The following is a 12879-nucleotide window of genomic DNA, read 5'->3' as shown; positions in this document are numbered from 1 at the left end:
GGCCGGCGGGCGGCCATGAAATGGGTCCTCTACCGGTTCCTGAACCGGCATGTCCTGCCCCACCACGGGCTGATCCTGCGGAAATATGCGACCGACGGCGACGACGCCGCCGACAGCCCGGAACTGCTGGCGCGGCAGGACGCGGCGCTGGCCGGGCTGCTGTCGCACTGGGCGGCGGCCGCCGGCTTTGCGGGCGCACCGGATGAAGCGGGGATGGCAGCCTGGGTGGCGGAATTCCGGGAGGTCCACGCCCGCAGGCCGATCCGCGACAACAAGGGCGGCGCCGGCTTCAATTCCTCCCTCTGCCTCTGGCTGACCGCGCGGCTGGCGCAGCCCCGGGCAGTGATCGAATCGGGCACCTTCCAGGGGCACAGCGCCTGGCTGCTTCGCCAGGCGCTGCCGGATGCGGAGATCGTGACCTACGACACCGTGCCGGAGAACCTGCAGCTGCGCCTGCCGGATATCGACTATCGCCACGGCGACTGGTCGGCCGACGATGCCGCGCCGCCCTCGGCGGCCCCGGCGGACACCCTTCTTTTCTTCGACGATCATGTCAGCCATGCGCGACGGCTGCGGGAAGCCGTGGCGCGGGGCTATCCCCTGGCGCTGCTCGACGACGACGTGCCGGCCGACGCGCTCTATGCCACCGGCTGGCCGCCGGCGCCCAGCCTGTCGATGCTGTTCGACCCGGATCTCGTGCCCGGCCAGGAGGTGGCCTGGCGGCGCAACGGCAGGCGCAAGCAGCTGATCCTGTCGGCGGAGGATCTCGCGGTGCGCGACCTGGTGGCAGCGCACCGGCACCTGCCCGACCTGGCGCCGGTGAACCGCTATGGCAGCAACAGGGGAATGGCGCTGGTTCGCCTGCGCCCGCCGGCCAGTTGACGGGTGCGCTGCTTGACAGCCCCGGAAAGCAGATTGTTAATCATCGCTCTAAGCAATCAATAATCGACAAATACAGGGACGTCATGGGAGCGAAATCAGCCAAGGGCGGCAGCGCGGCGAAACTGCGCATCGCGGCCGTCGGCGACGACAAGCGGGAGGTTCGCGCCCTCCTGGACCAGCTCGAACCCACGGTGAAGGTGGTCAAGGCGAAGAAGTTGTCGAGCGACGACCTGATCGCCATGAGCCATGCCACCTACGAGGCGCTGACCAAGGCCGCTGCGGCGAAGCCCGCTCCGGCGCCCGCGGCGAAGGCGCCTGCCAGGCGCGGTGCCGCGGCGAAGGCGCCGACGGACGGGCCCAGCCAGGCATCGGTCCGCGTCTGGCGGGAGAAGCGCGGCATGACCCAGGACGACCTCGCGCGACGGGTCGGGCTCAGCAAGTCCTTCCTGTCCGAGATCGAAAACGGCAAGAAGACCGGGTCGGTGAAGACCCTGCGCGGGATCGCCGAGGCACTCAGCATCGACCTCACCCGGCTGGCCGTCTGATCCCTGCCGGACCGGCCGGATCGTACTCTGCGGCTCGCGCTAGACGTCGAGTTCCGCCAGCACGGGTGCGTGATCGGATGGCGCGGCAATACCGCGCATGTGCCGCAGCACCTGCGCGGAGCGGATGCTGTCCTGAAGCGCCGGCGTCACCCAGATATGGTCGAGCCGCCGGCCCTTGTCGGCCGCGCTCCAGTCCGGCGACCGGTAGCTCCACCAGCTGTAGAGCTTCTCCGACGGCGGGACGATCGTCCGCACGGCGTCGATCCAGCCATGGCTGCGGTACATCCGTTCCATCGCCTCCACCTCCACCGGCGTGTGGGAGACGACCTTCAGCAGCTGCTTGTGCGACCAGACGTCGGTCTCCAGCGGCGCGATGTTCAGGTCGCCGACCAGCACCAGCCGGTTGCCCTTCTTCCCCCGGCGGCGGCCGAACCAGTCGGTGATCTCGTCGACGAACTGAAGCTTGTGGGCGAACTTCGGATTGGCCTCGGGATCCGGCACATCCCCGCCGGCGGGGATGTAGAAGTTGTGGACCTCCAGCCCGTCCTCGAAGGTGGCGACCATGTGCCGGCAATCGTCCCGTTCGCACCATTGCCGCGGCGTGCTGGCCTGGAACGGCCGGCGGGCGGCGATCGCGACGCCGTTGTACATCTTCTGTCCGTTCAGGGAGACATGCGGATAGCCGGCATCGTGCAGGATCGACAGCGGGAAGCTGCCGTTCGCGACCTTCGTCTCCTGCAGGCAGATGACGTCCGGCGCCTGCTCTTCGACCAGCTGCCGGACCCCCTCGGCGCGCAGACGGATGGAGTTGACGTTCCAGGTGGCGATTTTCAGCATCTATCGTCTTCCGTCGCGGTACGGCATGGCGTCGGGGAAGCGCGGCCGGGGAGGCCGACGGGCGGGAGCCGCAGGATGACCGCCGGGACGCCGGACGGCAAGGCCGGTCGCCGGCATCGCACATAGGATTTGCGGACAGGATTCGGGGGCGCAAACAAGAAGACGCCCGGCGAGGGGGACACCGGGCGTCTCCGCGTCATGTAGACGCGCGCGCCGGGAGGGGAAGCCCGGCGCTATGCAGTCGGTCACCGCATCAGGGGGGTACGGCTGGTAACGACCGACCGACATGAGTCACATATGGTGTCGATCCGCCACCGTTCCAGTTTCGCAGGCCAGGGCAATCCGCTCACAAGATCGAGAACACCCGGTCCGGTTCCTGCTGCTACTGTCCGGCGGCATTGGGAATCCGGTCCTGTCGGGGAAAAGCCAACGTGATCAATCTGTTCAGCGACACCCAGACGCGGCCGACGGCCGCCATGCGCGAAGCGATGGCCCGGGCGGAGGTTGGCGACGAGCAGCGCGGCCTGGACCCGGCGGTGACCGCGCTGTGTCACCGTGTCGCGCAGCTGCTGGGCAAGGAGGCGGCCGTCTTCCTGCCGTCCGGCGCGATGTGCAACATCATCGCGACCCTGGTGCATTGCCGCCCCGGTGACGAGATCGTGGCCGATGCCGGCGCCCATATCGTCAGTTTCGAGGCGGCCGGCGCCGCCGCCCTGGCCGGTGCGGCGGTGCGGACGATCCAGGGCGATCGCGGCATCTTCACGGCCGATGACCTGGCCGCGGCGCTGCGGCCGGCAAACCGCTACAGCCCGCGCAGCCGCATGGTGGTGATCGAGCAGACGGCGAACATGGCCGGCGGCACGATCTGGCCCCTGCCGGTGGTGGAAGGCGTCGCCGCCCTGGCGCGCCAGCACGGCCTGGCGGTGCATATGGACGGCGCGCGGCTGCTCAACGCGGTGGTGGAGAGCGGCATCCCGGCCACCGATTTCGCTGCCGCCTGCGACAGCTGCTGGATCGACCTCAGCAAGGGGCTGGGCTGTCCGGTCGGCGCGGTGCTCGCCGGCAGTGCCGACTTCATCGCGCAGGCCTGGACTTGGAAGCAGCGGCTCGGCGGGGCGATGCGCCAGGCCGGCATCCTGGCCGCCGCCGGGCTCTATGCGCTGGATCATCATGTCGCACGCCTGGCGGACGACCATGCCAATGCCCGCCGGCTCTCCGACCTGCTGGCCGGGGCCACCGGTCTGCGCCAGGACGACGCGGAGGTGGCGACCAACATGGTGTTCTTCGACATTTCCGCGCTGGGCGTCCGCGCGGCCCGCTTCGCGGAACTGCTCGCGGCGCGTGGTGTCGAGATCGTGCCGGTGGGACCCAGCCGCCTGCGTGCCGTCACGCATCTGGACGTCGGCGCGGCGGATATCGAGGTGGCGGCCGCCGCCATCAGGGACCTGGCCGCCGAGCTGGCCGCCGGCCGACCGCAGTAGCAGTCGGCCGCGGCGATGCGGGCAGTCCGCGGAAGGGAGAGCTGAGCAAGGGCCATGCCCCTGGACCTGACACGCCTCGACGTCATGGTGGTGAATCCCTCCCGCGCCCTGCAGCAGATCCTGAAGCAGATCATGTGGGAAGTGGGGCTGCGGCGCCTGCGCGGCCTCCCCTCCGGCGGCGAGGCGCTGCGGTCGATGGCGGACGCCAATCCCGACATCCTGTTCATCGACGCGATCCTGCCCGACGGCCGCGGCACCGACCTGGTGCGGCGGATCCGGCGCTCGCCGGAGAGCCCCAGCCCCTTCGTCGCGATCATCATGACGATCGGCGACCCGACCCTGGAAAAGATCATGGCCGCCCGCGATGCCGGGGCGGACGAGGTGGTGATCCGGCCGGTGACGGTGAAGGGGGTGCTGCAGAAGCTGTCGGCGGTGATCGACCGGCCGCGCAGCATGATCCTGGCCCCGACCTTCATCGGCCCGGACCGGCGACATGCCGGCAAGGCGCCGCCGCCCGGCGGCAACCGGCGCAATCCGCGGCGCCGCGATGCCTTCGAGGCGGCGCCGATGCCGCTCCTGCAGATGAAGCACCGCGGCGAGCGTCGGGAGGCCGAGCAGCTGGTGACGGAAGCGCGCCGCGTGCTGCGCAACCTGCGCATGACCTGGATCGACGGCGACCTGGACCGGCTCTCCCGGCTGCTGGGCGAGGTGTCCGACAGCGGCACGATCGACGAATACAAGCCGCTCCTCCTGGATCGCCTGGAATCGGCGGTGCGCACCATGGACGAACATGGCTACGACACGGCCGCCGACATCGCCGGGCAGCTGATCACCCTGCTGGAGCGGGGAGCGGGCGGCGGACGGGCGGCCCAGCTGCTGAAGGTGAATGTCGATTCGCTGCGTGCCGTCATCCACGCCAGGCCGGAAGCCTCCAGCGACCTGGCCCGCGACATCGCCAGGGGGCTGGAGCAGCTGATCGGCCAGCCCGGCCGCTGACCCGCCGAAAGTGCCGGTTGCAAGACCGGCGCAATAGCCCCGGAAACGTCGTATGATGGCAAGGCGGGGCCGGCGCCCGGAGAGGAGGATATCCGGGGCAACAGCCGGCGATGATGGAAGGCGCGACGACATGGATGCACAGGCTGCGGCAGAAGGCGACAGCCCCGGCGCGATCGGACCGGTGTCCGTCGCGCCTGCGGACCCGGGGCGGACGGCCGCGGTACTGCCGCCCTTCGTGCCGCCCTTCCTGCCTGGCGATTTCCTGCCGCCCTTCGTCGCTGCCGCACCCCACAACCCGCAGTTCCACCTGCATGCGGTTGCCGGTATGCGGCTCCTGGTCCTGTTTCTCGGCGATGCCGGCCCCGACCTCAGGGCGGAGATCCATGCGGTGCTGCGGCGGCTGGGCGACCTCCTGATGCAGCGGCAGATCCGTCTGCTCGCGATCTGCCGGCCCGGCACCGAGGTGGCGGATGCGGCCATCCGGCCCGCGGACTGCACCTGGATCTGGGATCCGGACGACGGCATCGCAACCAGCTATGGCGTGCCGCGGGACGACCTGGAAACCGGCGGCATCCGACCGACGGCGTTCCTGCTGCGGGAGAACCTGCAGCTTCTGGCACGGCTGGATGCCGGCGCACCGGCCGGCCTGGCGCGGGCGCTCGACCCGCTGCTGCGCCAGGTGCCGGCGCCCGAGCCTTACCGCCGGCAGGATCATCATGCGCCGATTCTTCTGGTGCCGGGCGCTCTGCCGCCCGCACTGTGCCGGGACCTGATCGCCTATTACGAACGCCGCGGCGGGACCCCCAGCGGCTTCATGCGCGATCTGGGCGGCCGGACGGTTGGGTTGCACGACCCGGGCATGAAGCGCCGGACCGACTGCCCGATCGAGGATCCGCAGCTTCTGGCGGTGATCCGGCGCATGCTGCTGCGCCGTGTCGTGCCGGAGATCCGCAAGGCGTTCTGCTTCCGCGCCACCCGCGTGGAACGCTATATCGTCGCCCGCTACGACGGTGGCGAAGGCGGCTTCTTCCGGGCGCATCGGGACAACACGTCGCGCGGCACGGCGCATCGCCGCTTCGCCATGACGGTGAACCTGAACAGCGACGGCTTCGACGGCGGCGAACTCTGCTTCCCGGAATATGGCCGCAGCCTGTACCGGCCGCCCACCGGCGCGGCGCTGGTGTTCTCCTGCTCCATGCTGCACGAGGCGCGGCCGGTCACGGCCGGGCAGCGCTATGCCTTCCTGCCGTTCTTCTACGACGACGAGGCCGCCGACATCCGGCAGCAGAACCTGCAGTTCGTCGGCGCCGGCGGCCAGCCGGCGGATACCGCTGCGGCCGATGGCGCGATTCCTGAGGAAGAAGGCGGCTGCGCCGGCGCGGGCTGAGGCGCCGCTACACGTTCAGCAGCAGATGCTCGCGCTCCCAGGCGCTGATCACCTGCTGATAGGCGTCATGCTCGGCCTGGCGGATGGCGCAGAGATTGTCGACGAAATCCACGCCGAACAGCTCGCGCAGGGGCTCGGAGGCTTCCATCAGCCGCACCGCCTCCGGCAGGTAGCGCGGCAGGTTGTAGTCCTTGGCGTAGGCATTGCCTTCGTGCGGCTTGCTCGGCTTCCGCCCCTCGACCATGCCCAGATAGCCGCAGGCCAGGGACGCGGCGATCGCCAGATAGGGATTGGCATCGGCGCCCGGGACCCGGTTCTCGATCCGGCGCGACGGCCCGTTCGAATAGGGAACCCGCAGGCCGGTGGTCCGGTTCTCGTGCCCCCAGAGGGTATTGATCGGCGCCGCCCAGTAGCGGGTCAGGCGGCGGTAGGAATTGACGTTCGGGGCGAGCAGCGGCATCGCGCTCGGCAGGTAGCGCTGCAGGCCGGCGATATGGCTCAGGAACAGCGGCGTGTCCTGCCCTTCCTTGTCCGCGAACAGGTTCTCGCCGCTGCTGGCATCCACCACGCTCTGGTGAATGTGCATCGCGCTGCCCGGCTCGCGCTCGATCGGCTTCGCCATGAAGGTGGCATAGACGCCATGGCGCAGGGCGGTTTCCCGCACCGTCCGCTTGAACAGGAAGGCCTGGTCGGCCATGTCCATCGCGTCGCCGTGGTTGAAGTTGATCTCCACCTGGGCGGCGCCGGCCTCGTGGATCAGGGTGTCGACGTCCAGGCCCTGGGCGTCGCAATAGTCGTACATGTCCTCGAAGATGGCGTCGTACTCGTTGACCGCATCGACGCCATAGCTCTGCCGCCCGCTTTCCGCCCGGCCGGACCGGCCCGGCGGCGGCTGCAGGGGATAGTCGGGATCGGTGTTCTTCGCCACCAGGAAGAACTCCAGCTCCGGCGCCACCACGGGGCGCCAGCCCTTGGCCTCGTACAGGTCCAGCACCCGGCGCAGCACCTGGCGGGGGGCCGTCTCCACCGGATTGCCGTCGCGGCGCTGGCAGTCGCAGATCACCTGCGCGGTCGGATCGCTGTACCAGGGGACCAGGCGCAGGGTGGCCTGGTCCGGGATCAGCAGCATGTCGGGCTCGGTCGCATCGAAGGTCCGCGTCTCGACCCACTCGCCGGTGACCGTCTGCTGGAAGATGCTCTCCGGCAGCCGCAGCCCGTCTTCCGCCACCGCCCGCACCAGCTTGTGCGCCGGCAGGATCTTGCCCCGGGCGATTCCCGCCAGGTCCGGGATCAGGCACTCGACCTCCGAGACCGAGCGCTCGCGCAGCCATTCCTCCATCAGGACATCGCCCAAGCGGGCCTCTCCTCGCTGTTGCCGGACCGTGCCGGTCCCTCCAGGCCTGCTGCCGCCAGGCGCCGGGCATGCCGCGCCCGGCAGGCGTCGCCGAACAGGCCGAACACGGCCCGCGACAGCGCATTCCCGGCGGCCTGCCATTCCGGGTGCCATTGCACGCCCAGCGCGAAGCCGGGAACCCCGGTGGCGCGAAAGGCCTCGACCGTGCCGTCCGGCGCCAGTGCCTCGACCGCCAGGCCGGCCGCCAGCCGGTCGACACCCTGGCCGTGCAGCGAATTCACCGCTGCCTCCGCCGCGCCGTAGCGCGCGCCGATCCAGCTGTCCGCCGCGAACCGGACGACATGACGGAAACCATAGCGCGTCGCACGCGGCCTGTCCGCCGCCGCCTCGTGGTCGATCCGGCCGGGAACCTCCGCCAGGTGCTGGTGCAGGCTGCCGCCCAGGGCCACGTTCATCTCCTGGAAGCCGCGGCAGATCGCCAGCAGGGGAATGCCCTGGTCGAGGCAGGCCCGGATCAGCGGCAGGGTGGTGCCGTCGCGTGCAGGGTCGGCCTGGTTGCCGTCCCGCGGCGGCGGGCCGCCGTAATGCTCCGGCGCCACGTTGGACAGGCTGCCGGGCAGCAGGACCCCGTCGACCACCGGCAGCAGCTGGCGGAACGCCTCCGCTCCCAGGGCCGGCAGGATCACCGGGTCGGCGTCCAGCGGGTCGCGCGCCGCATCGATATACTGCTCGTAGACCGCATGGCCTGTGGTGGCATCGATCCGGCGGATGCAGGCGGTGACCAGGACCAGCGGGCGGGTACCGCCGTCGGGCGCGCGGTCGGTTGCTGTCATGGCAGGTTTCGGCTGCGCCCCGGCGCCGGATCCGTGTAGACGAACAGCCGCTGCGGCAGGTCCGGATTGACCTCGGTATCCTGCAGGGTCACCGCCACCTCCTTGCCGGTGGCGTCGCGGACGATCCACTGGCGCAGGGTCATCGGCTCGCCGCGGAAGACCAGGGTGACCTCGCCCTCCTCCGGCGAATCCGGATCGGCCAGGGTGACATGGATCAGGCCGCCCTGGATCGACACGTCGCGAACCTCCGCATCCTTGCGCAGGTCCACCTCGTCGGCGGTCAGGATCGACAGGGGCGAACGGACCAGGGGCAGCCGGTCCACCTGCTCCAGTTCCTTGTCGACGAACATCACGAAGATCCCGTCCGACACGATCATCAGCGGCACCGGCGGGTCGTATTCGAAGCGCACGCGTCCCGGCCGGCGCAGCCACAGCTTGCCGGAGGCGGTATAGCCGGCATCGTCGACCTGGACGAAATCGGCCTTCAGGGACCGGGTCCGGGAAAACCAGTCCTCGACCTGCTGGAGGGCGGCTTCCGTGGCCGGGTCGCCGTCGGCGACGCGCGCCTGCGCGCCGGTTCCCAGCGCCAGCACCGCCACCATGGCCAGGGCCAGGGCCCAGATGCGGGTCAGGATGGCTGCCGGCACGTCGCGATGCCGGCGTCCGGGGGCGTCGGTCGAACAGGCTCCGGCACTCGAAAAGGTCATGGTCACTCCGTTTCGGCCGCGCCGCCGGTCGGCGGTCGGCGGCGGCAGTATCGGCGCCGGCGGTGCCGACGGGCTAGTCGTCCTGCAGCAGTCTCGCCGGGTCGCGTCCGCCAAGCCAGCCCTTGCGCCAGAAATAGAACAGCATCGCGCCGGCCATCGTGGCCATCAGGCCGATGGCATAGGGATAGCCGTAGTACCAGCTCAGCTCCGGCATGTTCCACGGCGATACTTGGGGATCGAAGTTCATTCCGTAAATCCCCGCCACGGTGCCCAGCGGGATGAAGATCGTCGCGATGATGGTCAGCACGCGCATCACCTCGTTGGTGCGCGCGCTGGCGCTCGACAGATAGATGTCCAGCAGGCCGGTGGTCAGTTCCCGGTACATCTCCGTCATCTCGATCAGCTGGGTCAGATGGTCGGCGCAGTCCCGCAGGTAGATCCTGGTCTTCCTGCCGACATGCGGCATCCCCTCCCGCGCCAGGGCATAGACAACCTCACGCTGCGGCCAGATGGCCCGCCGCATTGCCAGCAGGCTGCGGCGCATCTGCTGGATGCGGACCACGACCTCGCGGTCGGGATTGCGCATGATGTCGGCTTCCAGCGCCTCCAGCTTCTCGCCCAGATGCTCGACCACCGGGAAATACTCGTCGATCACGATGTCGAGCATGGCATAGACCAGATGGCCGGGCCCGGCCTTCCGCACCCGGCCGCGCTGCTTGTACAGCCGCTCCCGGATGGCGTCGAAGCGGCCGCCCTCGCCGGCCTTCACCGTCAGCACGAAGGCGCGGGAGAAGAAGATCGCGATCTGCTCCGAGACATGCTCCAGGTCGGCCGCATCGCCGTCATGCACCGGGTTCCAGCGCGGCGCCTGGGTGACCACGAAGGTGTAGTCGTCGTAGTTCTCGACCTTCGGGCGCTGCTGGCTGGAAACGGCATCCTCCAGCGCCAGTTCGTGCAGGCCAAGGACGTTGCCCAGCTCCGCGATCAGCTCCACGTCGCGCAGGCCGCTGACGGCGATCCAGGTGACCGCCCAGCTGTCGAGCAGCTGCGGCAGCGATTGCGGGCCCTGGAAGGGGATCTCCTCGATCCGGTCCGGGCCGTAGCAGACGATCCTGACCTGGGTCTGCTGGGCATCGGGATCGCGCATCAGGGTGCCGGGCATCGCGCCCACCGGGGGGCGCTGGCCGAAGCCGGCCCGGTGCCGGCTGCGGGCCGGTTCCGCCTGCCTGTCCTTGTCGCTCACGGACCCGCCCTTTCCCGCTCCCTGCTGCCCCGCTCCCTCAATCCAGGCATGCCGCGTCCAGGCCCCCCGCGATGCTGCGGCTCAGTTCGCCGCCATCTCGTCGATGTCGCGCGCCAGGACCTGCCGCTTGCCGACATGGTTGGCCTTGCTGACCACACCTTCGGCCTCCATCCGCTCGACGATCCGTGCGGCGCGGTTGTAGCCGATCTGCAGCTGGCGCTGCACGAAGCTGGTCGATGCCTTGCGCTCCCGGCAGACGATCGCGACGGCCTGGTCGTAGAGCTGGTCCTCGCTGCTGCCGCCCTTGCCGCCGCCGCCGGCACCGAAGGCGCCGCCATCGTCGCCGTCGTCGAACTCGTCCGGGTCCGCGGTGACGGCATCGTCATAGGCCGGTGCGCCCTGGTCGCGCAGATAGGCCACGATCTCCTCCACCTCGCGGTCGCTGACGAACGGGCCATGCACGCGCTGCAGGCGGCCCGCCCCGGCCATGAACAGCATGTCGCCCATGCCCAGCAGCTGCTCGCCCCCCTGCTCGCCCAGGATCGTGCGGCTGTCGATCTTGGAGCTGACCTGGAAGCTGATGCGGGTCGGGAAGTTCGACTTGATGGTGCCGGTGATGACGTCCACCGACGGCCGCTGGGTCGCCACGATCAGGTGGATGCCGGCGGCCCGCGCCATCTGCGCCAGGCGCTGGATCGCCGCCTCGATATCCTTGCCGGCCACCAGCATCAGGTCGGCCAGCTCGTCGATCACCACCACGATGTAGGGCATCGGGGTCAGGTCCAGCTCGATCTCCTCGAAGATCGGGTCGCCGCTTTCCGGGTCGAAGCCGGTCTGCACGGTGCGGGACAGGCCCTCCTTGCGCTCCGCCGCCTCGGCCAGGCGGGCGTTGAAGCCGGAGATGTTGCGCACCCCCATGTCCGACATCCGGCGATAGCGCTCCTCCATCTCGCGCACCGCCCATTTCAGGGCGACCACGGCCTTCGACGGGTCGGTCACCACCGGCGCCAGAAGGTGCGGGATATCGTCGTAGACCGACAGTTCCAGCATCTTCGGATCGACCATGATGAAGCGGCAATCGTCGGGTCCGTGCCGGTACAGCAGGCTCAGGATCATGGTGTTGATCGCCACCGACTTGCCGGAGCCGGTGGTGCCGGCGACCAGGAGGTGCGGCATCCGGGCCAGGTCGCCGATCACCGGGTCGCCGCCGATATCCTTGCCCAGGGCCAGCGGCAGCTTGGCGCTCGCCTCCTCGAAGGTGCGGCTGGCCAGCAGTTCCCGCAGGTAGACCGTCTCCCGGTCCGCGTTCGGCAGCTCGATGCCGATCGCGTTGCGGCCGGGGATCACCGCGATGCGGGCCGACAGGGCGGCCATCGACCGCGCGATGTCGTCGGCCAGTCCGATCACCCGGCTGGACTTGGTGCCCGGTGCCGGTTCCAGTTCGTAGAGGGTGACGACGGGACCGGGGCGGACCCGCACGATCTCGCCGCTGACCCCGAATTCGCCAAGCACCGATTCCAGCAGGCGGGCGTTCTGCTCCAGGGCGTCCTGGTTCAGCTTCTGGCCGGTGGAGGCCGGCGCCGCGGTCAGCAGGCCGAGCGGCGGCAGCGCGAAGCCGTCGCCGGCATCCGGCCGGGCCAGCGCCAGTTCCGGCTGCTTCTCCTTCGCCGCGCGGCGACCCTGCCGGACGGCGGCGGGCCGGACCTCGACCCGCGCCGTCCGCTGCGGCACCGCCTCGTCCTCTTCCTCGTCGCCGGCATCCTCTGCCGCGGCGCGCCGTGTCTCGATGCGCCGGCTGCGCGCCGGACGCTCCGCCTCCGCCGCGTCGGGCCGCGGCAGCAACGGCGTCTCCCTGCCGTCCGACCCGTCGTCATTGGCCGCCCGGCGCAGCCTGTCCCGCAGATCCGCGATCCGTTCCCCGCCACGGCCCACCGCGCGGCCGCCGACGACCATGCCGCGGGCGGTCCAGCCGGCACCGTGGCCGACGCCCCGCGCCATGCCGCGCCATTCGCCGCCGGACAGGCCCAGGGCGACGACCAGCAGGGCGATGGAAGCAAGAAAGAAGCCCAGGCCGCAGATCAGCGGTGCCTGGTTCAGCTGCAGCGGGGCGACCAGCGGCAACACCAGGTCCGCATAGACCAGGTCGCCCAGCACGCCGCCCAGGCCGCTGCGCATCGGCCAGTCCTCGAAGCGCGGCACCACGGCTGCCGCCGCCGCCGCGGTGGCCAGCAGCAGCGGCAGGACCAGCAGGTTCAGCCACCACAGGGGCAGCCCCCGGTGCGACACCAGGCGCCAGCCCCAGGCGAGGGCGGCGACCGGCAGAAGGAAGGCGGCGATGCCCAGCGCCTGGTACAGCGCGTCGGCCAGGGTCGCGCCTGGCAGGCCGAGCCAGTTCCGCGGTTCCCGTACCGCCGACAGGTTCCAGCTCGGATCCGCCGCATGGAAGCTGATCAGGGCCAGGGCCAGGGCGATGCCCAGGGCGAGCAGCAGGCCGCCCGCCAGCTCCACGCTCCGACGCACCAGGAACGGCCGGACGCCGTCGGGCAGAATCTGGGCAGGGGCGCCGTCGCCCGACCGGACGCTCATGGCCGCCCTTCGATCTGCCAGCGGATCC

Annotated in this window: 11 protein-coding genes; 5 read left to right on the top strand and 6 right to left on the bottom strand. The window is 70.3% G+C overall.

Features of this window, described 5'->3' with window-relative positions; genetic code table 11:
- Positions 1–15 precede the first annotated feature (15 nt).
- Positions 16–882 carry a hypothetical protein gene (locus ACFOGJ_RS08580; protein ID WP_379899443.1) on the top strand — a complete coding sequence of 289 codons (867 nt, stop codon included), beginning with the start codon at positions 16–18 and terminating at the stop codon, positions 880–882.
- Positions 879–1427, top strand: coding sequence for a helix-turn-helix domain-containing protein (locus tag ACFOGJ_RS08575; RefSeq protein ID WP_379899442.1), 549 nt, complete (start codon positions 879–881; stop codon positions 1425–1427). Before ACFOGJ_RS08580 ends, ACFOGJ_RS08575 begins: the two co-directional genes overlap by 4 nt.
- A gap of 39 nt (positions 1428–1466) precedes the next feature.
- On the opposite strand, the gene xth is transcribed toward ACFOGJ_RS08575, so the two are convergent.
- Positions 1467–2264, bottom strand: a complete 798-nt coding sequence (gene xth, locus ACFOGJ_RS08570) for an exodeoxyribonuclease III (protein WP_379899440.1) — start codon at positions 2262–2264, stop codon at positions 1467–1469.
- 431 nt (positions 2265–2695) lie between these two features.
- On the opposite strand from xth, the gene ACFOGJ_RS08565 reads away from it, so the two are divergent.
- The 3 genes from ACFOGJ_RS08565 to ACFOGJ_RS08555 all read left to right on the top strand — a co-directional run bounded on the left by ACFOGJ_RS08565 (position 2696) and on the right by ACFOGJ_RS08555 (position 6128).
- On the top strand, positions 2696–3745 hold the full coding sequence (locus ACFOGJ_RS08565) for a threonine aldolase family protein (protein ID WP_379899439.1): 1050 nt from the start codon (positions 2696–2698) through the stop codon (positions 3743–3745).
- A gap of 54 nt (positions 3746–3799) precedes the next feature.
- A complete protein-coding gene (locus tag ACFOGJ_RS08560) occupies positions 3800–4741 on the top strand; it encodes a response regulator (protein ID WP_379899438.1) in 942 nt (313 codons plus the stop codon).
- Between the two features lie 130 nt (positions 4742–4871).
- Positions 4872–6128, top strand: a complete 1257-nt coding sequence (locus tag ACFOGJ_RS08555) for a 2OG-Fe(II) oxygenase (protein ID WP_379899437.1) — start codon at positions 4872–4874, stop codon at positions 6126–6128.
- A 7-nt stretch (positions 6129–6135) separates the two neighbouring features.
- Here the strand turns inward: ACFOGJ_RS08555 and ACFOGJ_RS08550 are convergent, their stop codons facing one another.
- The 5 genes from ACFOGJ_RS08550 to ACFOGJ_RS08530 all read right to left on the bottom strand — a co-directional run bounded on the left by ACFOGJ_RS08550 (position 6136) and on the right by ACFOGJ_RS08530 (position 12851).
- Complete coding sequence (locus ACFOGJ_RS08550) at positions 6136–7467, bottom strand: glutamine synthetase family protein (RefSeq protein ID WP_379899465.1); 1332 nt, start codon at positions 7465–7467, stop codon at positions 6136–6138.
- Positions 7467–8315 carry a gamma-glutamyl-gamma-aminobutyrate hydrolase family protein gene (locus ACFOGJ_RS08545; protein WP_379899436.1) on the bottom strand — a complete coding sequence of 283 codons (849 nt, stop codon included), beginning with the start codon at positions 8313–8315 and terminating at the stop codon, positions 7467–7469. The genes ACFOGJ_RS08550 and ACFOGJ_RS08545 overlap by 1 nt, the downstream gene beginning before the upstream one ends.
- Complete coding sequence (locus ACFOGJ_RS08540; RefSeq protein ID WP_379899435.1) at positions 8312–9022, bottom strand: LolA family protein; 711 nt, start codon at positions 9020–9022, stop codon at positions 8312–8314. The genes ACFOGJ_RS08545 and ACFOGJ_RS08540 overlap by 4 nt, the downstream gene beginning before the upstream one ends.
- A 73-nt stretch (positions 9023–9095) precedes the next feature.
- The gene (corA, locus tag ACFOGJ_RS08535; protein ID WP_379899434.1) at positions 9096–10265 is read right to left on the bottom strand and encodes a magnesium/cobalt transporter CorA; all 1170 of its coding nucleotides are present in this window, start codon (positions 10263–10265) and stop codon (positions 9096–9098) included.
- 81 nt (positions 10266–10346) lie between these two features.
- The gene (locus ACFOGJ_RS08530; protein ID WP_379899433.1) at positions 10347–12851 is read right to left on the bottom strand and encodes an FtsK/SpoIIIE family DNA translocase; all 2505 of its coding nucleotides are present in this window, start codon (positions 12849–12851) and stop codon (positions 10347–10349) included.
- Positions 12852–12879: the final 28 nt, after the last annotated feature.

The organism is Marinibaculum pumilum (assembly GCF_042646425.1).
In the GTDB taxonomy this organism is placed as follows: domain Bacteria; phylum Pseudomonadota; class Alphaproteobacteria; order Ferrovibrionales; family Ferrovibrionaceae; genus Marinibaculum; species Marinibaculum pumilum.
This window is presented reverse-complemented; position numbering and strand designations above follow the sequence as displayed.

What these genes read in the sequence shown, in the direction of transcription:
- ACFOGJ_RS08580 (WP_379899443.1), top strand. Translation starts at nt 16, where the DNA reads ATGAAATGGGTCCTCTACCGGTTCCTGAACCGGCATGTCCTGCCCCAC.
- xth (WP_379899440.1), bottom strand. Translation starts at nt 2,264, where the DNA reads ATGCTGAAAATCGCCACCTGGAACGTCAACTCCATCCGTCTGCGCGCC.
- ACFOGJ_RS08560 (WP_379899438.1), top strand. Translation starts at nt 3,800, where the DNA reads ATGCCCCTGGACCTGACACGCCTCGACGTCATGGTGGTGAATCCCTCC.
- ACFOGJ_RS08555 (WP_379899437.1), top strand. Translation starts at nt 4,872, where the DNA reads ATGGATGCACAGGCTGCGGCAGAAGGCGACAGCCCCGGCGCGATCGGA.
- ACFOGJ_RS08550 (WP_379899465.1), bottom strand. Translation starts at nt 7,467, where the DNA reads ATGGAGGAATGGCTGCGCGAGCGCTCGGTCTCGGAGGTCGAGTGCCTG.
- ACFOGJ_RS08545 (WP_379899436.1), bottom strand. Translation starts at nt 8,315, where the DNA reads ATGACAGCAACCGACCGCGCGCCCGACGGCGGTACCCGCCCGCTGGTC.
- ACFOGJ_RS08540 (WP_379899435.1), bottom strand. Translation starts at nt 9,022, where the DNA reads ATGACCTTTTCGAGTGCCGGAGCCTGTTCGACCGACGCCCCCGGACGC.
- ACFOGJ_RS08530 (WP_379899433.1), bottom strand. Translation starts at nt 12,851, where the DNA reads ATGAGCGTCCGGTCGGGCGACGGCGCCCCTGCCCAGATTCTGCCCGAC.